General features: G+C 67.7%; 20 protein-coding genes. 14 read left to right on the forward strand and 6 right to left on the reverse strand.

The annotated features are described in order from the left end of the window. The first annotated feature begins 47 nt into the window (after positions 1 to 47). From ACH438_RS25975 to ACH438_RS25985, 3 genes are all read left to right on the forward strand, one after another. Positions 48 to 1241, forward strand: coding sequence for a PucR family transcriptional regulator (locus tag ACH438_RS25975; protein WP_397009578.1), 1194 nt, complete (start codon positions 48 to 50; stop codon positions 1239 to 1241). 78 nt (positions 1242 to 1319) lie between these two features. Then, positions 1320 to 2600 (forward strand): glycosyltransferase 87 family protein, encoded by a 1281-nt coding sequence (locus tag ACH438_RS25980; protein WP_397009580.1) that lies wholly within the window; start codon positions 1320 to 1322, stop codon positions 2598 to 2600. Positions 2601 to 2768: 168 nt separating this feature from the next. Then, positions 2769 to 3884: a HoxN/HupN/NixA family nickel/cobalt transporter gene (locus tag ACH438_RS25985; RefSeq protein ID WP_397009582.1), complete on the forward strand. Its 1116-nt coding sequence runs from the start codon at positions 2769 to 2771 to the stop codon at positions 3882 to 3884. A gap of 10 nt (positions 3885 to 3894) precedes the next feature. On the opposite strand, the gene ACH438_RS25990 is transcribed toward ACH438_RS25985, so the two are convergent. Continuing rightward, positions 3895 to 4734 (reverse strand): alpha/beta hydrolase family esterase, encoded by an 840-nt coding sequence (locus ACH438_RS25990; protein WP_397009584.1) that lies wholly within the window; start codon positions 4732 to 4734, stop codon positions 3895 to 3897. Between the two features lie 239 nt (positions 4735 to 4973). Here ACH438_RS25990 and ACH438_RS25995 point away from each other — a divergent pair, with 239 nt between their 5' ends. Then, a complete protein-coding gene (locus tag ACH438_RS25995; RefSeq protein WP_397009586.1) occupies positions 4974 to 5840 on the forward strand; it encodes an SDR family NAD(P)-dependent oxidoreductase in 867 nt (288 codons plus the stop codon). Positions 5841 to 5843: 3 nt separating this feature from the next. On the opposite strand, the gene ACH438_RS26000 is transcribed toward ACH438_RS25995, so the two are convergent. Beyond that, entirely contained in the window at positions 5844 to 6284 is a 441-nt protein-coding gene (locus tag ACH438_RS26000) for a PaaI family thioesterase (protein ID WP_397009588.1), read from the reverse strand. Positions 6285 to 6338: 54 nt separating this feature from the next. Here ACH438_RS26000 and ACH438_RS26005 point away from each other — a divergent pair, with 54 nt between their 5' ends. Further along, the gene (locus ACH438_RS26005; protein WP_397009590.1) at positions 6339 to 6767 is read left to right on the forward strand and encodes a DUF6636 domain-containing protein; all 429 of its coding nucleotides are present in this window, start codon (positions 6339 to 6341) and stop codon (positions 6765 to 6767) included. Positions 6768 to 6849: 82 nt separating this feature from the next. Continuing rightward, positions 6850 to 8031, forward strand: coding sequence for a hypothetical protein (locus ACH438_RS26010; protein ID WP_397009592.1), 1182 nt, complete (start codon positions 6850 to 6852; stop codon positions 8029 to 8031). Positions 8032 to 8088: 57 nt separating this feature from the next. Here ACH438_RS26010 and ACH438_RS26015 read toward each other — a convergent pair whose 3' ends face one another. Beyond that, complete coding sequence (locus tag ACH438_RS26015) at positions 8089 to 11274, reverse strand: cytochrome P450 (RefSeq protein ID WP_397009594.1); 3186 nt, start codon at positions 11272 to 11274, stop codon at positions 8089 to 8091. Between the two features lie 117 nt (positions 11275 to 11391). Between ACH438_RS26015 and ACH438_RS26020 the strand changes: the two genes are divergently transcribed. Further along, the gene (locus tag ACH438_RS26020; RefSeq protein ID WP_397009596.1) at positions 11392 to 12285 is read left to right on the forward strand and encodes a LysR family transcriptional regulator; all 894 of its coding nucleotides are present in this window, start codon (positions 11392 to 11394) and stop codon (positions 12283 to 12285) included. Between the two features lie 4 nt (positions 12286 to 12289). On the opposite strand, the gene ACH438_RS26025 is transcribed toward ACH438_RS26020, so the two are convergent. Then, positions 12290 to 13030 (reverse strand): glutamine amidotransferase, encoded by a 741-nt coding sequence (locus tag ACH438_RS26025; protein WP_397009598.1) that lies wholly within the window; start codon positions 13028 to 13030, stop codon positions 12290 to 12292. 82 nt (positions 13031 to 13112) lie between these two features. On the opposite strand from ACH438_RS26025, the gene ACH438_RS26030 reads away from it, so the two are divergent. After that, positions 13113 to 13784, forward strand: a complete 672-nt coding sequence (locus tag ACH438_RS26030) for a class I SAM-dependent methyltransferase (protein ID WP_397009600.1) — start codon at positions 13113 to 13115, stop codon at positions 13782 to 13784. Here the strand turns inward: ACH438_RS26030 and ACH438_RS26035 are convergent. After that, on the reverse strand, positions 13673 to 15268 hold the full coding sequence (locus ACH438_RS26035) for a PucR family transcriptional regulator (protein WP_397009602.1): 1596 nt from the start codon (positions 15266 to 15268) through the stop codon (positions 13673 to 13675). The two genes, ACH438_RS26030 and ACH438_RS26035, sit on opposite strands and share 112 nt — an antisense overlap. Before the next feature lie 247 nt (positions 15269 to 15515). Between ACH438_RS26035 and ACH438_RS26040 the strand changes: the two genes are divergently transcribed. The 3 genes from ACH438_RS26040 (at position 15516) to ACH438_RS26050 (ending at position 18615) form a co-directional block, all read left to right on the forward strand. Beyond that, positions 15516 to 16343, forward strand: a complete 828-nt coding sequence (locus tag ACH438_RS26040; protein ID WP_397009604.1) for a xanthine dehydrogenase family protein molybdopterin-binding subunit — start codon at positions 15516 to 15518, stop codon at positions 16341 to 16343. Continuing rightward, positions 16247 to 17323 carry a xanthine dehydrogenase family protein molybdopterin-binding subunit gene (locus ACH438_RS26045; RefSeq protein WP_397009606.1) on the forward strand — a complete coding sequence of 359 codons (1077 nt, stop codon included), beginning with the start codon at positions 16247 to 16249 and terminating at the stop codon, positions 17321 to 17323. The genes ACH438_RS26040 and ACH438_RS26045 overlap by 97 nt, the downstream gene beginning before the upstream one ends. 200 nt (positions 17324 to 17523) lie before the next feature. After that, positions 17524 to 18615, forward strand: coding sequence for a DUF475 domain-containing protein (locus ACH438_RS26050; RefSeq protein ID WP_397009608.1), 1092 nt, complete (start codon positions 17524 to 17526; stop codon positions 18613 to 18615). A 92-nt stretch (positions 18616 to 18707) separates the two neighbouring features. On the opposite strand, the gene ACH438_RS26055 is transcribed toward ACH438_RS26050, so the two are convergent. Continuing rightward, positions 18708 to 20141, reverse strand: a complete 1434-nt coding sequence (locus ACH438_RS26055) for an MFS transporter (RefSeq protein ID WP_397009610.1) — start codon at positions 20139 to 20141, stop codon at positions 18708 to 18710. Between ACH438_RS26055 and ACH438_RS26060 the strand changes: the two genes are divergently transcribed. From ACH438_RS26060 to ACH438_RS26070, 3 genes are all read left to right on the forward strand, one after another. After that, a complete protein-coding gene (locus ACH438_RS26060; RefSeq protein WP_397009612.1) occupies positions 20083 to 20994 on the forward strand; it encodes an MFS transporter in 912 nt (303 codons plus the stop codon). The genes ACH438_RS26055 and ACH438_RS26060 overlap by 59 nt on opposite strands. A 141-nt stretch (positions 20995 to 21135) precedes the next feature. Continuing rightward, complete coding sequence (locus ACH438_RS26065) at positions 21136 to 22155, forward strand: sigma factor-like helix-turn-helix DNA-binding protein (protein ID WP_397009614.1); 1020 nt, start codon at positions 21136 to 21138, stop codon at positions 22153 to 22155. A 158-nt stretch (positions 22156 to 22313) separates the two neighbouring features. Continuing rightward, positions 22314 to 23588, forward strand: a complete 1275-nt coding sequence (locus ACH438_RS26070; protein ID WP_397009989.1) for an MFS transporter — start codon at positions 22314 to 22316, stop codon at positions 23586 to 23588. The last annotated feature ends 1 nt before the right edge of the window (position 23589 follow it).

The following is a 23589-nucleotide window of genomic DNA, read 5'->3' on the forward strand; positions in this document are numbered from 1 at the left end:
TCGGTCGATTTTGTCACCGGGTGATAATGATATTCGGAGGAATTCGAATGACCAAGGCACAGAACGAATCTCCGGAGACCCTGGCGGCGCTCGCACGACTCGCCAGGGAACTCGACGCAACCATGCCGCATCTCCTCGACGAAGTCCGTGACCTGCTGGTTCACGAATGGCCCGAGTTCGCCCAGTTTCTCGACGAGAACCATCCCGAGGTCGACGACGCGGGCGTGCTGTTCGTGCACCGCCTACTCGACATGGCCGAACACGCCCGCGGCCGCGGCCGCGAACACACCCAGGCCCGCATGATGTTCGAGCAGATCGGCCGCCAGCAGTTCCAGGACGGCAGCGAACTCTCCGACCTGCTCAGCGCCTATCAGGTGGGCGCGAAGGCCGCGTGGCGGCACGTGGCCGAAACCGCGTTGAAGCTGGACCTGGGCCCCGAACAACTGGCCGCGCTGGCCGAGGCCGTCTTCGACTTCGTCGACGAGTTCTCCACCGCCTCGGCCCACGGCTACGTGCTGGAACAGTCCGCATCCAGCATGGCGCGCGAGCATCGCCGCGCCGAACTCGGCGAACTCCTGCTGTCCGGTCGCACCGACCGCAATGGACTACGCGCGGCCGCCGAACGCGCGGGCTGGCCACTGCCGAGCACCGCGGCCCTCGTGCTCGCCGATCCCGAAGACGCACCGGCGAGCACGATCGTCGAGCGCCTGGACATGAACACCCTGCCCATCCGCCGGCCCGACCTGACCGGGGTCATCGTGCCCGGTCCCGTCACCGACGAGCGGGCCCGCCACCTGACCGAGATGCTGAAAGGCCACGCGGTCGTGCTGGGCGGGTTCCTGACCCTGGACCTGCTGCCGGTCGCACTCACCATCGCGCAAACCGCGCTCGATCTGCGCAAGGCCGGAGTACTGGTCGACAGCCCGGTCCGGGTCGGCGAACACCTCGACACCGTGATCGCCAACCGCGATCAGCGCCTCCTGCAGGTGCTGCGCGACCAGGTACTGCAACCCCTGGAATCGGTGCCACAGGGCACGCGGGACCGGCTGGTGGAAACCCTGCGCAGCTGGTTGTGGAACATGGGCGATCGGCAGGCCATGGCCAGGGAATTGCACATCCACCCGCAAACTGTCCGCTACCGGATGGGACGGCTGCACGAGCTCTACGGCGGCCGCCTCGACGATCCCCGCGAACGCGCCCGGGTGTTCCTGGTACTCGCCTGGAGCAGGCCCGCGAGCTGACCTCCCCGGGTGGCGATCGGCAGCCATCCTCACTACGGTGGGGCGGGTTATCGGTAGCCCGGACTCGTGGGGGTGTGGATGTCGTTGTCGACGATCGAGCAGGTCGCGGCCCCGAATCAGGTTGCGCCGCAGCGTCGCACGATACCGCTGCCGGTGCTCTGCCTGATCTCGATACTGGGCGCGCTGGCGGGCTGGTACTACCTCGGACAGGTACTGGCCGCCCGCGGGACCATGCTGCACCTGGTCGACCTGGGCACCTATCAGATCGCCGGACATCGGGTCACCGCCGGAATCTCGGTGTACGACACGCCTTTGCGCGGGCATACCCGCGGCGTCTGGGAATTCGTCTACACGCCCTTCGCGGCCCTGCTGTTCGTACCGCTGGTTTCCCTGCACGGGGACGCGTTCACCTGGGTGGGCGGGCTCGGCAATGCCGGCATGCTGCTCGGATCCGTCTGGGCGGCACTGGCGATCCTCGGCTACCGCCGCGATCGGCGACTGCTGTGGCTGGGCCTGCCCATCACCGGGCTGCTCATGCTGTGCGAGCCGATCCGCGAGACCATGGCCTTCGGTCAGGTCAATATCCTGTTGCTGCTGCTCGTCTGCGCGGACATGGCACTGCCCGACTCTTCCAGGTGGAAGGGCATACTCACCGGCATTGCGGCCGGAATCAAGCTGACCCCGGCCTTTTTCATCCTCTACCTGCTGGTCACCCGCCGATACCGGGCCGCCGCCACCGCATTCGGCTCATTGATAGCGACCATGGTGGTCGGTTTGGCTGTGCTGCCGAAGGATTCATTGACCTACTGGAGCGGCGCCTTCGCCGATCCGGCGCGTGTCGGCGTGCCGGAGAACCCGCAGAACGAATCACTGCGCGGCATGATCGCGCGCACCCTGAGCTCGGGCACCGGCTCCCAATTGCTGTGGTTCGCGGCCGCTCTCCTGATCGCCGCCGCCTGCCTGGTCCTCGCGCGCCGCCTGTCCCGGACCGGACGCGAACTTCCCGCTATCGTCCTGTGTGGCCTGACCAGCACCGTCGTCTCCCCCTACAGCTGGATCCACCACTGGGTGTGGCTCGCCCCCATGCTCATCTACCTGGGCGACCTCTCCTTCCGCCGCCGCGGCCTGCTCGCCCCCGCCGGCCTGCTGATCGTCTTCCTCGTAACCTCCGGCGGCGTCTTCGATCTTCTGGACCTGCACTACGGCAGCGTCTTCGACATCCCCGGCAGTTCACCACTCGCCTTCTTCGCCCACAACGCCTACATCTGGCTCACCCTGGCACTCTTCGCGGCCGCGGCAATCTACCTGCGTCGCACCCCGACCCGGCCCGAGCCGGTGCCGGTCGGCGCAGATAATTGACGTCTGCTAACTTTCGTCTGCCGCGGGGCCGTATCCGCGGCCGATGAGGTACAGCGAAGTCCGGTGTGAGCCCGGCACTGTCCCGCAACGGTGAAGCCCCCGATCGGGGGACGAGTCCGGTCGCCTGGATCCCATCGAGAACACAGGCTCCTCGGATGAAGGACAACCATGATCTCGCGGTTGGCCGCGCTCAAAAACACTCTGGACCCGCGTGAACGGTTCCGGCTCTTCCTGATGGCGGCGGCGATCCTCGCCATGAACGTGCTGGGCTGGGGGATCTTCGTCCTGGCTATCATGCCGCACCATTTCAAGTACGACGGCCTGGGAATCGGCCTCGGCGTGGCCTTCGCAGCGTGGACGCTGGGCGCCCGCCACGCCTTCGACGCCGACCACATCTCGGCCATCGACAATGTCACCCGCAAGCTCATGTCGGAGGGCAAGCGACCGCTGGCGACCGGGTTCTTCTTCGCGCTCGGGCACTCGTCGATCCTGGTCGCGGTGGGCGCGGGCATCGTGGTGGCCACCAAGGCCGTCTACGGTGCGATGGTCGACCCGAACTCGAGCTACGAGACCATCGGCGGCACCATCGGAACCAGTTGCGCCGCACTGTTCCTGTACCTCATCGCGCTGCTGAACCTGATCGTGCTGGCCGGCATCGTCAAGGTCTTCCGGTCCATGCGCCGCGGCGAATTCGACGAAGAAGAACTCGAACGCCAGTTGCAGTCCCGCGGCCTCATGTACCGCTTCTTCGGCCGCCTGATGAAGTCGATCACGAAGACCCGCCAGATGTTCGGCGTCGGCATGCTGTTCGGCATCGGCTTCGACACCGCCACCGAGGTTCTCCTGCTCGCCGCCACCGCCGCCGCGGCCACCCAGGGCCTGCCCTGGTACGCCGTACTGGCCCTGCCGCTGCTCTTCGCCGGCGGCATGACCCTGTTCGACACCATCGACGGCATGTTCATGAACGTCGCCTACGGCTGGGCCTTCGCCAAACCGGTCCGCAAGGTCTACTACAACCTCATCGTCACCGGCCTGTCCATCTTCGTGGCCTTCGTCATCGGCACCATCGAACTCTGCCAGGTCCTCTCCCAGCAACTCCACCTCGACGGCGGCTTCTGGGATTTCATGAACAACTTCGACATCAACAAGGCCGGCTTCACCATCGCCGGCATCTTCGTCGTCGTCTGGATCCTCGCCGTGCTCGTCTGGCGCCTCGGCCGCGTCGAACAACGCTGGACCCCGACCACCCCCGAGCCCGTCACCGAATCCCCCGGCAAAGCCTGAAAACCGCTGTCTAGCTCCGGGGATGCGCGGCGAAGAACGCCGCCATCACCTGGGCCGCATCGACGGTGTGCGTAACCTGGCCGGGCCCACTGCACTCGACCGCGCCCGGCCAGGTATGCCCGCCACCCGCGATCCGATAGGCCGCCACCGCACCGCCCGGCGCACACAAGGCCCACACCGATTGCGTGACATCACTTCCCAGCGTGCTGGTGTCGGGATTGCCCGTGCACCCGTCGCGGTCGCGCCACTCGGCCACCCAGGCGTCGGTGCTCATCAACCCGCGCTGTTGATCGCCGTCATACGGAACGACGGGATCGTCGGTCCCGTGCATGGTGAGCAGAGCGATCGCGCGCCCCTGCGGCGTGCACCGGCCGAACGCGCTGTAGACCGCCGCCGAAATGGCCGCCACCGCAGCGACTTCCGGAATCGTGCACGCCGCGGAAGCCGCGAACCCACCCCCATCCGACTTGCCGGCGAAGTCGATCCGTGCGGCGTCGACACAGTCCGATCGACGCAGCCAGTCCGTGACCGCGGTCGCGAACTCGTAATCCTTTGCGCTCGGCCCCGAATAGGGCGTCGCCTCCCACGACGACTTCCCGCCGTAGCCCGGAAGCCCCTGCGGATACAGCACAATCGCCGAGATCGAGTCCAGTTGTGAGTACTGCTCCATCGAACTGTCGGACTCGCCACGCCCGGGAAACGCCACGATCGCCGGATACCGCACACCCATGCGAAACCCGCCCGGCAGATGCTCGATGAACGATCGATTCGAATCGCCCACCCGCATGCTCCGGTCCAGGGAGATTCCCGCACTGCCGAGCGCCAGGGCCGCACACTGCATGGACGTCATCGGCGGGTTCCCCGGTCACGGACACGATCGGCGTGTCCGAATTGTGCGTGCACGCAGCGGTCAACAGGCCCGCCATCGCGATCGCGGAACATGCTTTCCGCAAGTCAGGCACTCGGTTTCCTCCTCGGCCCCGGATTCTTACGTGATCTTGTCAGAGCTCTGCCGCCGCTTTGCCGGGAGCCACCCAAGATCGTCCGGGTACCCGGGAATACCGGACAGCACGACGAAAGGACCTGGAGATGAAGGACATTCAGCGTAGTCTCGGTCTGCCCGCCGACGTGACGCAGTACTGGGCCGGACGGCATGTGGTGATCACCGGTGGGAGCAGCGGCATCGGTCTCGAGGTGACGCGGCTGGCGCTGGCGGCAGGAGCGCGGGTGAGCGTGCTCGCGCTCGCCGATCCCGCTCTCGCAGGGCTCGCTTCGCACCCTGAGGCCGCCACCGGAAGGCTGGCTGCTTTCGCCGCTGACGTGACGCAGCAACACGAGATTCAGGCAGCTCTCGAACTCGCACGTGATCATCACGGCCGCATTGCCGCGGTGATCGCGTGCGCGGGAATCGCCAAACCGGGCTACTTCCAGCGCCTCGAAATCCGCGATTTCGAAAAGCACATGGCAGTCAACTACTTCGGTGCACTCCACGTGATCCGCGACGCCCTGCCCGATCTGCAGGCTGCCGAACGCGCCAGCATCACAGTCATCTCCTCCATGGCGGGAGTGCTGCCCTGCTTCGGTTATGGCGCTTACAGTCCGAGCAAGTTCGCAGTCCGTGCACTGTGCGAGGTCCTGCGCCAGGAACTCAAGCCCACCGGAGTCGGTGTCACAGTGGTACTTCCTCCCGATGTGGACACCCCGCAACTGGCCGCCGAAGCCGCCACCAAACCCGCCGAACTGGTGGCCCTCAGCGGCACCGCGCCGATCACCGCGGAGGCTGTCGCCCGAGCCCTGCTGATCGGCGCCGCCCGCGGTCGCGCCACGGTCGTCCCGTCGCCGGCCGCGCGTATCGTCCAGTGGCTCGTCGGCGCCGCCCCACGGGCGACCGCCTACCTCATGGACACCATCATCGCCCGCACCCAACGTGAATTGGCACCGGCTGCAAGAACGTAGGCGTTATGCGGCCTCCGGCTCCCCGATCGCCATCATGGTGGCTTGCATGAGGGCTATCGGGCGAGTGGGGTCGGTGTCGGCGGTGACCTCGGCGGTGCAGATGGTGAGGGTGCGGCCGGAGCGGACGACGGTGGCGGTCGCACGGAAGTGCTCGCCGATCGCAGGGCTCATGAGGTTGACCTTGAATTCGACGGTGAGGATGTCGCGGCCCGGAGGTTGCAGGGACATGGCCGCATAACCGCAGGCGGAATCGGCGAGGGTGGTGATCGCACCCGCGTGCACGAAACCGTTCTGCTGGCACAGGTCCGCACGGAACGGCAGTTCCAGGGTGACGCGCCCGGGAGCGAGGTCCGCCACGCGGATGCCCAGGGTGGTGAGCAGGGTCTGCCGTCCGATGCTCTCGCGCAGCCGCGCTTCCTGGCCGGCGTTCAAGGTGTCGTTCACGCTGTCATTGTGCTTTGAAAGGGTTTCGAAAGGTTCCGCTGCCAGCCTGTAGCCATGTTCAAATCCAGGGTGGCGGCCCTGACCTGTCTGTCGGCCACGGCGCTCGCACTCGGTGCCGCGACAGCCCACGCCGACCCGCAAACCATCCAATTCCAGTCCCCGACCGGCAATATCGCCTGCCCCATGACCGGTTCGTCCGCCCTGTGCCAGATCGCCGACTTCACCTACACACCCCCGCTCAAACCGGCCGACTGCCACGGCAACTGGGGCGACGAGTTCTCCGTCGACGCCGGCGCGACGACCCAACTCCACTGCCACACAGACCGGCCAGTCCAAGCAAACGCCCCCGTACTCGCATACGGCGACCAGCAGATCCTCGGAAACATGCTGTGCCGCATGACCGTCGACTACGTCGAATGCCGCGACAACCAGCCCGGCGGCCACGGCTTCCGCCTCAGCCGCGACTCCTACACCCTCAGCTGACCGCATCCGCCCCTCCTTGTCGGTGGGTTGCGCCAGAATTCTCCGCAGGCAATCGATGCGGAGGAATCCGGGAGGGGCGGGCATGGAACGCGGACTGTTCGCGGAGGTGGTGCTGGGACGGCTCGACGCACTCGGCATAGCCGATGTGGAATACGACCCGGACAAGTTCTCGGTCCGTCGGAGCGATGGCCGGAACATCTACCTGGGCAACCTCTTCCACGAATGCGAGGGTGCGCCCGAGCCCGACCGGGAGCGGATGATCGATCGCTTCCTCGAGGCCATGACCGGTTCGGAGATCACTCCGGACGATTGGGCGGCGGCACGTCCGCTGCTGCGCTCGGTGCTACGTCCGGTGACCTACGGCATCGACGAGGGCGCGACCATGGGCATGCTGGCCCGGCCCGCCCTGCCCTTCGTCAGCGAGTTCGTGGTGCTCGACCTGCCGCGCACCCGCGCCTACGTATCCCTCGACCGGGTACGCGAGTGGAACATCGATCCGGCGGAGGTATTCGCCGTGGCGCGCAAGAACCTGGCCGCGGTCGCCCGTCCGGGCGCACCGGACCCATCGAAGTTCATCCGCTTCATCGACACCGGGGACTCCTATTTCGGCTCGTGGCTGCTGGTTCCGGGCTGGCTGGCCAGCTATGCCGGCGACGGGCATCGTCCGGTCGCCTTCATCCCCGACGACGACACCCTGCTCATCGTTCCCGATGACCCCGACCTGCTCGCGAAGGTCTACGAATCCGTCGAGGAGCAGTACCACGAGTCCGCCCGCCACATCTCCCCGCAGGGCTACACCATCGACGACCACGGCACCGTCGTCCCCCTCGACGAACTGCCCACCCACCCGGCCCGGACCCTCGCACTGCGCGCGCGAGCCGGCCTCGCCGCCACCGAATACGCGGCCCAAACCCGTTTCCTCACCGACAAAATCGATACCGACCTGGACCTGGAGCCGTTCACCGACATCGAACCCGCCTACGTCGCCCCGGTGGACTTCCGCAACACCCCGACTGGCCCGGCCACGACCACCGTGTGCGGTGAAGGTGTCGAATACCTGCTCCCGGAAACCGATTACGTCTTCTTCGTCCGCCGTGACGACGACGGCGAGATCGACCTCATCTGCACGGTCCCCTTCGACGCCGTGGTCGAGATCCTGGGCCTGGTCCCGGTTCCGGGGCTACATCCGCCGCGCTTCGAACTACGCCGATGGCCCGACAACGCGGCCCTAGCGCGCCTGCGCGAGCGCGCCGTGACGCTGTAGCGTCCGGCGCGCCCGCTCGCAATCACTCTGAGCCACAAGTCCGAATCGGACTCGGACTCAGCGCCCGGCGTAGACGTCCTCGACATAGCGCCCGCTGTCGCAGAGCTGCTGCCGCCAGGCGGCGGCCTCCTGCGCGGTCGCGCCGGTGAAGCGGGTGCAGAGCTCTTCGACGGCGGCGCGGACGGCCGGGGCCATGCCCCGGCCGTCACCGGAGACGTAGACGGCGGCGCCGTCCTCGAGCAGCTTCCAGATCTCCTCGGCGTCGGCGGTGATGCGGTCCTGGACGTACTCGCGGTCGGCGCGGGAGAACGCCGGACGCAGGCTGACCACGCCGGCGGTATCCGCGGCGGTCAGTTCGTCGCGGTGCATGAAGTCGACATCGGGTGCGGCGCAGCCGAAGTAGAACACTGCCGGAGCGAGGGGGTGCGAGGCCGCGGCGTGCAGGGAGCGGTCGGCGATGGCGCCACGGAAGGGAGCCAGGCCGGTGCCCGCGGCGATCATGATGACGGGTGTGCCGGTGTCCGGTGCGATGCGGAAGGATTCGCGGCAGGGCTGGACGGCCGCGAGCACGGTGTCTCCCGGGCGGAGGCGATCCAGGTAGCGGGAGGCCACGCCGTCCGAGGTCACCGAGACCATGAGTTCGATGTGCCGGGCGTCGACCTTCGGTGTCGACGACACCGAGTAGTGGCGAATTCGCGTGGACGGCAACAGGTCCAGCAGGACCGGCCAGGACAGTTGGCCGTGGAAGGCCGGGTACTGCTCGGCGGCCTCGACGAGGGTGGGCAGCGTGCCGCCCTGCTCGGCCAGTGTCAACAGCCGAGCCTGCTCGGGCGGGCACGGGTTGTACCGGGCAAGGGTACGCAGCTGGGACGGCGACAGTCGATCGCCGAGCTCCACATAGCGGGAGAGCAATTCGGACACCGTGACCGGGCGGTCGATCGGGAGTGCGCGCCCCGCAACGCCTTCGGCCTGGATGCCGAGCAGGCTGTCCGGCCGGACTCCGAATGCCGTGACGGCCCGCGTCACCATCTCGGGATCGTTCACCGGCAGCACGGCGACGTGATCGCCGGTGCGGTACTCGACCTCTTCGGGCAGTCGCAGCTTCAGGCCACGCTTGATCCGGTGCAACGGATGCTTCCGATCCGACAGATCGAAGACCTCGGTGACGGTCATGGCCTGCACGTCATGATGCGTGGCGAGGGTATCGGTTGCGGTCCCGTGCAATTCGACCACGCGGTAGCCGTGCCCGGTAGCGCGCCGATCGGCTCCCTCGGTGGCGGTCGGGTCGCCGTACTCCTCGAGCAACCGCTCGGTCAGTGCCGTCTGGAAGGCCTCGAGATCCCCGGCGGGATCGGCTGACACATCGACCTGTCCGCGCGGAAGCAACCGCGTGCCGCCGAGTTCGGCGAGCCGCGTGTCGAGCAGCGTGGGCACCCGCTGATAGGTGTCGGCCCAATTGCGGTCGCCCACACCGAGTACCGCATAACGGACATCCGGTGCGATCGCAGGATCGGTGGACAGCCACGCAACGAATTCGGCCGCGTCGTCGGTGGGCTGACCGTTGTAGGAAGCGGCGACAATGACGACCGGACCGTCAGCTGGCAGCCGCCCGGCGACGCTGTCCAATGGCGCCACCGTGGTCGCGCACCCCAACTGCTCCCCCAGCCCGGCCAGATCGCGTGCGAATTCGCGGCAGGTACCCAGGTTGGAGCCGTGCAGCACGGTCAAGGTCACACCCGCGCGCACCCGCGTCGGCCGCACCGAATCCGGCTGCCGCACCGCGGCTTCCGGCTGCACGACGGGGATCCGCCGCTCCTCGGCGGTCCGCCGCCGCAGCTTCAGCGTGAACCCTTCCGGCTTCACCGTCAGCGTCTGCCGCACACTCAGCCGATAGTCGCTGTGATCGAGCAACCGATACCGATGCACCAGCATGCCCAGCACCAGCACCGCCTCGTGCAGGGCGAATTGCCGCCCGATGCAGGCCCGTTCACCGGTGCCGAAGGGCTTGAACGCGTTCCCGGGCCGCGCGGCCACGGCCTCGGGCGTGAACCGCTCCGGATCGAAGCTCTCGACATTGTCGCCCCACACCGGATCCCGGTGCAGCAGCGGCGTCATGACCTGCACCCCGTCACCCGCACGCAGCGGATACCGTCCCGCCAGCAGCGTGTCATTGCGCGCCACGCGCCGGAATCCCGGCGCGGTCGGCCACAACCGCAGCGACTCTTCCAGCACCTGATGGATGTAGTGCAGCTTCCCCACGTCGGTGTAGGTCGGTTCCGGATCGGGATCCGTACCCCACAGCGCGTCGACCTCGGCCTGCGCGCGCTGCAGCACGGCCGGATTCTTGGCGAGGTAGTAGAGCGCGAACGACAGCGCACCCGAGGTGGTTTCGTGCCCGGCCACCAGGAAGGTGATCACCTGGTAGCGAATATTGGTGTCGGACAGCGCTTCTCCGCTGGCCGGATCGATCGCGTTGAGCATGAGCCCGAGCAGATCGTCGGTCGAGGTATCCCCGGCCGCCCGCCGCTCCCGGATGATCTCGTCCACGATGTCGGCCTGCTGGCCGGAGTTCTCCTGGTAGGTCTCGAAAGCGCCGGTGTCCCCCATAGCCGCGGGGTTCTGCACCAGCCGCTGGGTGAAGGCGAGGTTGCGGTCCATGGCCTGCACGAACGGGTGTGGTTCGGTGCGCGTGAAGGATTCGAAGTCGAACCCGAACCCGGCCAGCCCGATGGTGTCCAGGGTCGTCCGCGTCATATCGCCCGTGACCGTGACCTCACGGCCGTCCGCGGCGGCGTCATCCCAGCTGCGGACCAATCGTTTCGCGACTTTGAGCATGGCCGGGTGATAGGTGCGCATGGAGCCCAGCGAGAAGGCAGGCAGCAGAATGTTGTGCGCCTTGGCCCAATTCGGCTCATCACTGTAGGCGGTGAACAGTCCGTCGCCGGTGCCCTGCCGCAGCAATACCAGTGCGGGCCCGGGCTGCTTGAAGAATCGCGTCTCGTCACTGAGATCGTCGATCAGATCGAACGAGCCCGCGAAGACCGTCCAGCCACCGAGCGGATTGCGCCGCGCATACAACGGCCCGTGCCGGCGCCCCAACTCCAACACCTGTTCGGTGGGATTGGAAGGCAGCGAGGCATCGGGATCGACGACCGGGATGTAGGGCCGCGGGTCTTCCACCAGACTCGGCAGGGCCTCGTCGGTGGGCACGGCCGTACCGGGTTCGCTCGTCATACGCGTCATGCCTCCATGGAACGTGCACTCCGGAACAGGCCGCAAAGTCCGGTTTCCTATCGCCCCGATAGTCCCGGACTATGCCCTGAGCTGGATATGCCCGCAGCGCTGGAAGAATCGGTCCTCATGGAGCGACGTCATCTCGAGATTTTCCTGGCCGTGGTCGATCATGGCGGGTTCACCAAGGCCGCGGAGGCGCTCTACATGGCCCAGCCGTCGCTCTCCCAGACCGTGCGCACGCTGGAGCGCGAGCTCGGCTGCTCGCTGTTCACCCGTGGTCCCCGCGGCACCGCACCGACCGCCGCGGGCCGTGCCCTGGTCGAGCCGGCCCGCAGCATCCTGCGCGGCTTCACGGTGGCCGGTGAGAGCGTCCGTGCCGTGCTGGGCCTCGAGGGCGGCCGCCTGGATATCGCCGCCCCGGCGGGTCTGACCTTCGAGGTGCTGGCGAGCCAGGTGGGCAGGCTGCGATCGGAGCATCCGCTGATCGAATGCGTCATCGCCGAGGTGCACGACGACGCCCAGGTGGTGCAACTGCTCACCGAATCGGCCGCCGAGCTGGCCTTCCTCTACCTCACCGATTACAGCGTCGTCGGCCAGACCCCGGGCATCGAGGTGCGGCCGCTGGGCCTGCAGCAGATGTGGCTGGTCGCGCCGCCGGGCTCGGATCTGCCGGAAACGGTCCCCTACGGCCTGCTCCAGGACCTGCCGCTGGTGATGCCGATGGACCTGGGCCCGGGCGCCGCGCTCATGATGGCTCAGGCCCGCAGCAATGGCCTCGCGCCCCGGCCGATGGTGACGGTGGAGAGCCCGGGCGCGCTCGCGCCGATGGTGCTGGCCGGGGCGGGCTGCACCCTGCTGGCCCGCCGCTCGGCGCAGTCGGCGGCCACGCTGGGTGCGGAGATCCGCCAGTTCGAGCCCGGCCTCGAGCTGAAATACGGTGTGGCACTGCGCACCACACCGCTCTCACCCGCCGCGGCCATGTTCCTCGACTACGTCACCGAGTTCTCGGCCCAGAATTGACCGGTCAGGCGCCGTCGCGATAGCGAATCACGAAGCGGCGCAGGATCTCCTGCGGGACGGTGATGGTCTCACGATGCCCGAGCTCGGTCAGATAGTCGGCTTCGGCGGGATCGAAATACCCGTCGTTCCGGTAGATCTCGATGCGCAGCGCGAGCCCGTGACCGTCCAGCTCGGGATGGAACTGGGTCGCGTACACATTCTCACCGACCCGGATCGCCTGCACCGGGCAGCCTGCCGACCGGGCCAGCAGCACCGCGCCCGGCGGCACGTCCTGGCACGCCTCCTTGTGGCCGCCGAACGCACGGAAGCTGCGCGGCAGCCCGCCCAACAGCGGATCCTCGTCCGCGGCGTCGGCCAATTCGATGGTCTGCGCCCCCGCGGTCTCGCTGTAGCGTTCACCGCTGACTCGCCCGCCGAGCACGTCGGCCAGCATGCTCAACCCGTAGCAGGCGCCCAGATACGGGAAGTCCCGGCGCACGACATCGATGAGCAGCTTCTTGAGCTTGGGCTCGAACTCGCGCTGATACGGGTACTTCTTCTCCTCCGGACTGCTCACATTGCTCGGCCCGCCGCCCACGATCACCGCCGCATAGTCGTCGAGCTCGACGTCCGGGAACCCGTGGTTCATCTCCACGCGTGCCACCTCGTCCGCCCGGAGCCCGCCCGCGTCGAGGATGGCGTGGTACTCCTGATCGGAGGCTGCCGGTTCGGGTCGCAGCTGCAGCAGTAGACAGGGCTTGACCATGGCTCACATTGTCTGTGGTGAGCGGCCTGCGAGGTGGGAAATCGTTGACCTCGAGTGGACTCGAGGTTGCAGGCTGGTAGGCATGACCCGAGCCGAAATCTGGAATGCCGTATACGACAACGACACTGCGCCCTGGGTGATCGGCGAACCCCAGCCGGCGATCATCGAACTGGAGAAGACCGGCACGATCCGCGGGCGTGTCCTCGAACCCGGCTGCGGCGCGGGCGAGCACACCATCCTGCTGACCGGCCTCGGCTACGACGTCCTCGGCGTCGACCTGGCTCCCAGCGCTGTTGCCTACGCTCACGCCAATGCGGTCGCCAAGGGCGCGCCCGCGGTCCGATTCGAGCAGGCCGATGCGCTCGCCATGGAGGCCCGCCCGGATTTCGCGGGTGATCCGCCGGGTTCCGCGCCCGCCTTCGACACCATCCTCGACAGCGCTCTGTTCCACGTCTTCGGCACCGAGCCCGAGACCCGTGCCGTCTACGTGTGCAACCTGCACGCGGTCCTGAGGCCCGGCGGCCTGCTGCACGTGCTGGCTCTCTCCGATGCCGAACCCGGTTTCGGTCCGCGCATCAGCGACACCGTCATCCGCGAATCCTTCACCGAGGGCTGGGAATTGGAGGAATTGCGGCCCGCCCGCTATCGCGGCCGGGTACCCGAGGGCGCGCCCGAATCGGTGGCCGGGCTCGAGATCTCCCCCGCCGGGCTGGTCGATGTGGCGGCCTGGCTGGCGCGCATCCGCCGGCTCTGATCCTCGTCGAGGGCCTGCAGGGCTGCGTAGAGGTCGATGCGGTCGTCGAGGCGGGACACGTCGCGTCCGGTGAGCTTCTCGACCCGCTCGATCCGGTAGTGCACGGTATTGACGTGCAGGAACAGCGCCTCGGCGGTCCGCGTCCAGGAGCCGTTGTGGTCGAGGAACGCCTCGAGCGTCGCCCGCAGTTCGGCGCGCGAGGGCTCCGGATCGAGCAGCTCGCCCAGCACCTCCCTGCTGAAGGTGGTCCGCACCGGATGCGGCACCCCCGCGAGCAAGCCGCCCAGCGTAGTGAGGTCCGCGACGGTGGTGACCGCGCGACCCAGATGCGCTCCCGCCCGGCACGCGTGCGCACTGCGCACCAGACTGTCCCGCAACCCGGTCAGCGCATCGGCCGGATCGCCCAGCCCGAGATGCAACTCCGTCTCCGGATCACACGACTGGACGAGATCATGCAACGAAACCAGATGCGTGGCAACATCTTTGATCTCCGGCACCACCGCGACCGCCTGCCGCCCGTGCACCCCGACCGCGATCGGCTCGGTGCCGAGATGCGCCAGCACTTCCCGCAGCGCGGCCGCGGCCGCCCCGGGTCGATGCGGTGTGGTGACCGCGGTGACGACGCGTTGCGGCACCCAGCCGAAATCCGGCAGCACCACGGTGGCCGAGGAGTTTTCGATATCGCCGCGATCGAGCTGCGTCACCAGCTCCCGCATGGCCTGATCGCGCCGATCCTGTTCCTCCACCGCGACATCGCGATAGTGCCGCAGCATCCCCGCGACCTCCTGCAGTAGCCGTGGCGGCGCCTGCGGGCCGGGCAGGTGCAGATACCAGGTGTCATAGGGCGAATCCGCCCGTCCCACCGGCTGATTCGCCGCTTCCCGCCGCAACCCGCGCACGATCGCGGCCGGCGGCTGCACCGGCGCGCCCGAAGACCGCGCAATGGTCCGCCCGCTGGCGGTGACCAATGCACACGGCAGCCCGCCCAGCTGCGCCGCGATCCGATCGAGCACCTCGCCGGCCGGCGCCTGTTCGCGGATCAGCCGATCCAGCGCGCGCCGCACATGATCGGGCAGCGATGAATGCGGTGAGGCGGTCAGCGCACCCCAGCGGCGCAGATAGATCTCGTCGGTGATGGTCCGGAAGGTGGTCTCCGCCGACACCGCCGCGAGCACGATCCCGTTCTCGCGGCAGGCCTCCACGATCTCCTCGGGCAGCCCGTTGTGCCGCACGACCCCGGCCAGCAGTGCGACCGCCCCCGCCCGGCGCAATGCCGTCACGAAGCGGTCGGCCCGCTGCTTGCCGCCGCGGGCGGTCCACCAGACCAGCCCGCTGAGCACCACTTCACCGGTTTGCACGTACTCGCTGGGGTCGAGCAGGTCGGTGGCGGTGACACCGCTGATCTCCTGCCGCAGTAGCTCGGGTTCACCCCACACCAGCTCCAATCCGAGCGTCTCCAGCCGAAGCAGCTCATCGATCCGCATGATCTGCTCCCTTCGCACGCCCGACTGCCGACACCGCATGGTAGATGCTTTGCCCGATATGAGCGAAGCGCTGGTGGATCATCCGAAATTCCGCGCGGCCGGATCGGATCTTCGTGTGCCGGCGCCGATGGCAGGCCGATGCCCGCGATTTCACGGGCTGGCGGACAGGCGATGCCTACGTCGGCGGCGGCACCCAGCTGTTCTGCGCACCGCAGCCGCACCTGAAACCCCCGCACCCGCGCTGGAAATGCCCGGTGTGCACGCGGTCTTCACCCACCACGACACCCGCGCCCTCGACGACGTCGTCCGGTACATCGGACAGCGCGTCGCCGCGGTCGTCGCCGACACCGAGGCCGCCGCAGCGGAGGGCTGCCGTCGGCTCGTGGTCGAATACGAAGTGCTGCCACATGTTCTGGATCTGGAGGAGGTCATGCGCCCCGGGATCAATGTGGCAGGCGAGGCGCACGACGAAGTCGGCGATGTGGAATCCGGCTTCGGCGAGGCAGCGGTCGTGTACGAGGAGACCTTCCGCACCCAGCGGGTGCAGCACGCCGGTCTCGAAACCCGCAGCGCGGTGGCCTATTACGACGAGGACGACCGCCTCGTGGTGCGCACCAGCTCGCAGACCCCATTCCTGACCCGTCGCGCCCTGTGCGATCTTCACGATCTGCCGCATGATCGCGTGCGGGTGCTGCCGGACCGGGCCGGCGGTGGATTCGGCAGCGAGCACGAGATGATCTTCGAGGACATCGTGGTGCTCGCCGCTATTCACCTGAAGCGTCCGGTCAAACTGGAATACACCCGCGCGGAACAGCTCTCCGGCGCCGCCACCCGCCACCCGTTCACCGTCCGGGTGAAGGCCGGAGCCAAACGCGACGGCAGCCTCACCGCCCTGCAGGCGCGCATCGTCGCCGACATCGGTGCGTACGGAAACCACGGGCTCGGTGTCATGTTCGACTCCGTCGTGAACCCTTCGGCATGTACCGCTGCCCGAGCACGAAGCTCGACGGGTACGCCATCTACACGAATACGGTTCCCTCCACCGCCTTCCGGGGTCATGGGCTGGACCAAGTGATGTTCGCCGTGGAATCGGTGATGGACGAACTGGCCCGCCGCGTCGACATGGATCCTCTGGAATTCCGCGCGCAGAATGTGGTCGGCCACGGCCTGCGCATGGACGTCATCCGCACCGCCTTGGCAGACCCGTTCCCCGCCGCGCCCGAAGGCTGGCTCACCGGAACCGGTTTCGCACTCTCCATGACCGCCGCCACCCCGCCCCACGGTCACTTCGCCGATGCCCGGCTCACCCGTCTCGCCGACGGCACCTACGATCTCGCGGTCGCCGGCGCCGAATTCGGCGATGGCACCACCACCGTGCAGCAGCAGATCGTGGCCCGGGAGTTGTTCACCACCGTCGAGCAGATCACGGTTCGCCGCTCCGACATCGATGCGACGGGTTACGACACCGCAGGTTTCGGCTCGACGGGAATCGTGGTGGCGGGCAGGGCGACTCTGCTGGCCAGTCGCGCCCTAGCCGCACGATTGCTGGCCTGCGCGGCGAAGCAGCTCGGCGTGGCGCCGGAGGTATGCCAGCTGTCCGAGCATGCCGTACTGGCGGGCACGCGACACATCTCGTTGGCGGTGTTGCATGCCATCGCGGCAATCGAGGGCGAAACACTCTCCGCGGACGGCCATTTCGGTGGTACGTCCCGAACGGTCGCGCTCGACGGCCGACTGTTCCAGGTCGCCGTCGATCCCGACTCAGGCGAATTGCGCATCCTGCGCAGCGTGTCCTCCGCCGATGCGGGCGAGGTCATGAATCCCACGCTCGGCCACGGCCGGATTTCCGCCGACCCCGCTCTCGCCAATGCCGTCCGTGATGCGACCGGAATCCGTTTCACAGAGCTTCCCGTCACTCGCGACCGCATCTGGCTCGCCCTGCACCAGAAGCAAACTCGCCGCACCACTCCCGCGCGTACCGTGGCGCATCCCACCCTCACCCGCTTCGACCTGGCCAGACTCGTGGACGGCCACGCCGACGACCTGCGCGACTAGGGCCGTTGCGGTTGCCGATCCGCGACCGCACTGTCCGTTCCGGGTGCCGAAGCGCTGCCCGAACGTTGCCCCGACACACCAGAACGATTGTCGGGGCGCGCGACGGGCTGTCACAATCAGCACAGGGCTCCGGCGTCGACCACTTGTGGTGCAGGTCCCTGAGCGGTCACCGAGGCTGGTGGTGGACGAAAGGCATCGTCGTGGTCATGCGAGTTTTCGGGCTGTCGTTTGTGGTCACTGCGGTGGCGCTGTTGATAGCGCTGATCTATGGAGGACCCCATGCGATGGCGCTGGTCGCGATCCTGGGTGTATTGGAAGTGTCGTTGTCCTTCGACAACGCGGTCGTGAATGCGACTGTGCTGCAACGGATGAGCCCTGTCTGGCAGCGCATGTTCCTCACGGTCGGTGTGCTGATCGCGGTCTTCGGCATGCGATTACTGTTCCCGCTGGCGGTCGTCTCGATCGGCGCCCACCTCGACCCGCTCAAGGCCCTCGACCTCGCCCTGAATCCCCCCGCGAACGGCGCCGCGTACTTCCCCGACGGCCGGGCCAGCTACGTGACCCTGCTCAACGACGCCAACCCCAAGATCGCCGCCTTCGGCGGCATGTTCCTGCTGCTGCTCTTCCTCAACTTCGTCTGCGCCGAACGCGAGATCACCTGGCTGTCCTGGCTGGAACGCCCCCTGGCCCGCCTCGGCCGCTTCGACATGTTCGCCGTGGTGGTGGCCCTGTTCGTACTCATCCTCACCGCCGGAATCATCGCCCCCGACGACAAGGCCGATGTGGTCATGGTCGCCGGCGCCCTCGGCATGATCACCTACTTCGTGGTGGACGGCCTGGGCAACTACTTCGACACCGACGACACCCCCGGCCCCGCCCGCGCCACGGTGGCCACCGGCCGCGCCGCCTTCTTCCTCTTCGTCTACCTGGAAGTCCTCGACGCCTCGTTCTCCTTCGACGGTGTGATCGGTTCCTTCGCAATCACGGCGGACCCGATCATCATCGCCCTGGGCCTCGGCCTGGTAGGCGCCATGTTCGTCCGCTCCATCACGGTCTACCTGGTCCGCAAAGGCACTCTCGCCCAATACATCTACCTCGAGCACGGCGCCCACTGGGCGATCGGCACCCTGGCCCTCCTGCTGCTCTACTCCACCGGCCACCACCTCGACCAGCTCTTCACCGGCCTCATCGGCGTGATCATCATCGCCGCGGCCTTCCTCACCAGCGTCCTCCGCAACCGCCGAGAGCGATCGATCCAGAGCGACGACCTAGTAGACCAACTCCACCACTGACGGTTTCACGGCCGGCGCGAACCTGGTGTAGCATCCAGGTTCAATGGCCACGCCATTTCTCGGGAATCCCACAAAGTACCTGTAACCGGCGGTTACAGATAACTTCTCTTCTCTCCCGTTCGATAGTTCACCAGTGCGGTCATCGACGGTTCGTCGTCGCCGTCGTGGAGGGACCGAATCCGTTGCAGGGCAGCGGCGTCCGTGCCGGTCAGGCGTTGAGCGAGGCGCTGGTGTTCTACCCAGGACGGGGAGAGGAAGGCTTCCACGTGGCGGGTCGGGTTGGTGGGGTCGGCATACCAGGCCCAGTGCATGGCGCCGTCTCGGCGGCGGGCTCGGCGTAGATCGGGGATCGCCGCGTCCAGGGCGTGCTGGCGGTCCTCGGGGATGCTGTATTCGACGGTGAGCAGGATGGGGCCGTCGTCGGGGGCGAGGGTGATCGGGGTGTAGGCCTCGGAGACGTGGGCGCTGCGGACATCTACCGATTGGGATGCGGTCAGGCGGTAGCGGCGGCTGAGGATTGTCTGGGCAGCCAAGGCCAGCGCGGCGAGGGTGAGCGCCGTGGGGAGGCCGGCAACGGTGGCCACGACGCCCCAGCCCGCGGCGCTCAGGGCATAGCCGGCCTGGAAAACCAATTGGAAGACTGCCAGGCCGCGGCCGCGAATCCAGCTGGGCAGCACCGATTGTGCGGCGATATTGAGGGTCGACATGACGCCCATGCCTGCGACGCCCGCGACGAAAAGCACTGGCAGCGCGAGGGGGAAGGTGGTCAGCTGCGCGATCATCAGCATGCAGGCCGCGTAGAGCAGGCTGAAGAGCAACGCGATGGCGTCGGGGTCGAAGCGGCCGCGTACGCGCGGGAGCACGAGGGCGCCGCAGACTCCGCCGACACCGAGCGCGGCCAATAGCAGACCGTACATGGATGCGCTCTGGTGCAAGCGAACTCGGGTGACGACAGCCAGCAACGAGGGCATTGCGCCGTAACAGAGGACGAAGGCGGCCGTACGGATCAATACCGCCCGCAGCTCGGGAGCATTCGCCACGTAACGCAGGCCGGTGCGGATCGCGGTAGTGAGGTGTTCCGGTGGCAGCGTGGTCGGTGCGACCGGTCGGCGCCAGAGATACACCACCGCAAGCACTCCCAGGAACGAGAGCGCGTTCAGCAGGAACACTCCCCCGGAACCGACCGCCGCTACCAGCAAGCCGCCGATGGCCGGTCCGATTGCCTGCGAGGCGGTGACGCCCATGGAGTTGAGCCCGATCGCCGCGGGCAGTTGCCCGGACGGCACGAGCTCGGGGGTCACCGCGGTGAACGCCGGCATGCCCAGCGTCGCGCCGATACCCAGCAGCAGCGTGGCCGCGAGCAACAGCGCCGGATTCACCGCGTGCGCGAGGGTGAGCACCCCGAGCAGCGCCGCCACCAGCAATTGCCAGGCCTGCGTGAACAGGATCAGCCGCCGCCGATCGAGGATGTCGGCCAGCGCCCCACCCTGCAGCGCCAGCGCGAAACTCGGGCTCGCGGCGACCATTGCCGCCTGGTTCGTACTGCGCGAATCCCGTTCCACCGCACCGACACGCCTCGACCCGTGGGGTGTGGTGCTGTCGATCGTGGCGGTGTTCCTGCTGATCTATCCACTCACCGAGGGACGCCGACTCGGCTGGCCCGCATGGATATTCGTCATGATGGCCGGTTCGGCACTCGTGTTCGCGGTCTTCCTCGCCTACCAGCGCCGGTTGTCGTCGAGCGGCCGGGTGCCGTTGGTGGAACTGAGCCTGTTCCGCTCACGAGCGTTCACCGTCGGACTGTTCGCCTGGTTGCTGTTCTGGCTGGCGCTGGGCGGCTTCTTCCTGGCGTGGACGCTGTATATGCAAGCCGGGCTGGGCTGGTCGCCGATGCACGCCGGGTTCACCTCCGCCATCGTGGCGCTGGGCGCCGGCCTGGGCGCGTCCACTTCCGCGGAGCGACTGGTCCCCCGCTTCGGTCGCCGCGTCTTGGTCGCCGGTGCACTGATCAATGCCGCCGGGTTCGGCGTATATGCCTGGGTCGCTTGGCATTACGGCGCGGCGGTCAGTTCCTGGCAGATGGCCGCACCGCTGGCATGCTCGGGATTGGGGCTGGGCCTGGTGGTCGCACCGGTCATCGATCTGCTGCTCGGTCAGGTCCCCGCTCGCGTGGCCGGGTCGGCGTCGGGCCTGCTCAATACCGCACAGCAGCTCGGACTGGCCGTCGGTGTCGCGGTTTCGGGCGTGGTGTTCTTCACCCTGCTCGATCACCGGCACACCTCATCCAGCAGTTTCGCCCTGGTCCTCGGGTATACCGCCGCGCTGTTGCTGGTGGTCGGCGTGAGTTTCTTTGCACTGCCGAAGAATACGAACGAATAGGAGCTCGTCATGCGAGTAGCAGTGATCGGTGGAACCGGCGGCCTGGGCGCGATGGTCGTGGCCCGGCTGGTGGATCGCGGACATCCGTGCGGATCGTGAGCCGCACCCGGCCCGAGGAGGTCACGCCGGGCATCGAACATCGTGCTGCGGATCTGGCCACGGGTGCGGGCAGCCGCCGCCAAGGCGCGCATCACCCCGCGGTCGAGGGCCCTGTTCCAGCCCGTTGACGTCGCCGCGGTCGCCGAGGAGCTGGTACTCGCAGTGGAGTCCGGCCCGGCGGGCAAGCTGGCCGATATCGGTGGCCCGGAGGCCCTCACCCTGACCGAGCTGTCGAGACAATGGCGGCAACAGCATCACGGCGCACTCCTCCCGCTGCGGATTCCCTTGCCGGGCCAGGCCGGTCGCGCCTTGCGCGCCGGGGCGGGTTGCCTGGACGCCGCCGGCCGGCTCGCGCTCGACCAGCTGACCTCGGCCCGCGCCCGCCGCGAACGCTACACCGGCAACTGGCTGCCCGAACCCGCCGTGGGCCAGGACGATCCGGCCGACCGCGTCACCCAGGACGAGCGGGTCACCACCGCCCTGCTGGTAGTGCTGGAATCGCTGACCCCGGCCGAGCGCACCGCCTTCGTCCTGCACGAGGTCTTCGGCATGCCCGCCGCCGAGGTCGGCGAGGTGGTGGGCCGTTCACCGGTGGCCGTGCGCCAGTTGATTTCCCGGGCACGCCGTCACGTCCGCGAGCGCACACCACGGTTCCCGCCCACCCCCGATGAGCACGCTCGGGTCGTGGTGGCCTTCAGCGCCGCCTGGCGCGCGGGTGAGCTCGGCGCGCTGCTGAGCGTGCTGGATCCGGACGTCACCTTCACCGGTGACGGCGGCGGCAAGGCGGTCGCGGTACTGCACCCGGTGCTGGGCGCGCATGCAGTGGCCGAAATGCTCACCGGCTGGGCACTTTCCGCCCGTGCCCGGCCCGCGGGAACCCGCGGATCCGGTGCGATCGTGCCGGTCAACGGCCGGCCGGGACTGGTGATCGCCGATGGTCCGGAGATGGCGGTCTTCTCCTTCACCATCGACGACGGTCGCATTGTCGCCATTCATGCCGTGCGAAATCCGGACAAACTTCGCCATGTGCCGCCACCTGGTGAGGAGGATTGGTTCGGCTGATCGGCGGCCGGGCCGAAATTACGGCAAACTGCACCAGGGGTCCGCGCTGAAGGTCCACTATGAATGCGTTTGCTGCGCCGGTGTGAGTTCGGACCGGTTGGAACTTTCGGTGGCGCAGCGTGGTCGACAGCCGAGAGGGGCACGAACTCATGTCGACGATGCAGCGCACGAAACTGACCAAGGACCAGCGCAACTCGTTCATCGCCGCCCAACTCGGCTGGACGATGGACGCCTTCGACTACTTCCTGGTCATCCTCGTCTACGCCGATATCGCCAAGACCTTCCATATCGGCAAGGGCGAGGTCGCATTCATCACCACCGCCACCCTCATCATGCGTCCCGTCGGAGCCTTGCTGTTCGGACTGTGGGCCGACCGAATAGGCCGCCGAATACCACTGATGGTCGACGTCGGCATGTATTCGCTCGTCGGCTTCCTGTGCGCCTTCGCCCCGAACTTCACCGTCCTGGTGATCCTGCGCATGATCTACGGCATCGGCATGGGCGGTGAATGGGGTCTGGGCGCGGCCCTGGCCATGGAGAAGATCCCCGCCGAACGCCGCGGCTTCTTCTCCGGCCTGCTGCAGGAGGGCTATTCCTTCGGCTATCTGCTCGCCACGCTGGCGTCGCTGCTGGTATCCAACTGGCTGGGCCTGTCGTGGCGCTGGCTGTTCGGCTTGTCGGTGATCCCCGCGCTCATCATCTTGATCCTGCGCGCCCGCGTCCGTGAATCGGAGGTGTGGGAGCAGTCCAAGGAGAAACTGCGCGTCACCCAGACCAGCGTCCGCGACATCCTCACCAGCCCGGCCGTCATTCGCCGGTTCATCTATCTGGTGCTGCTCATGACGGCCTTCAACTGGATGAGCCACGGCACCCAGGACGTGTACCCGACCTTCCTGTCGGCGACTTCCCATGGTGGCGCCGGACTTTCGACGGTGGCGGCCAAGTGGATCGCGGTCATCTACAATATCGGCGCCATCCTCGGCGGCCTGATCTTCGGCAGCCTCTCGCAGCGCTACGGCCGCCGCTACACGATCATCTTCTGCGCGGTGCTGGGCCTGCCCATCGTGCCGTTGTTCGCCTACTCGAAGACCGCGGCCATGCTGTGCCTGGGCTCGTTCCTGATCCAGGTCGCGGTGCAGGGCGCCTGGGGCGTCATCCCCGCCCACCTCTCGGAGATGTCCCCGGACGCCATCCGCGGCTTCTACCCGGGCGTCACCTATCAGCTCGGCAATCTGCTTGCCTCCCTGAACCTTCCGATCCAGGAGCGGCTCGCCGAATCTCACGGCTACCCCTTCGCCTTGGCGGTGACCGCCGTCCCGGTCTTCGTCGCGGTCATCTTCCTGACCGCGATCGGCAAGGAGGCCAAGGGGATTCGATTCGGCGCCGCCGATACGCCGACGACCCCCGGGGCGCAGCCGGCCGGGGGCACCTAGT

Source organism: Nocardia sp. NPDC020380 (genome assembly GCF_044386975.1).
Taxonomy (GTDB): domain Bacteria; phylum Actinomycetota; class Actinomycetes; order Mycobacteriales; family Mycobacteriaceae; genus Nocardia.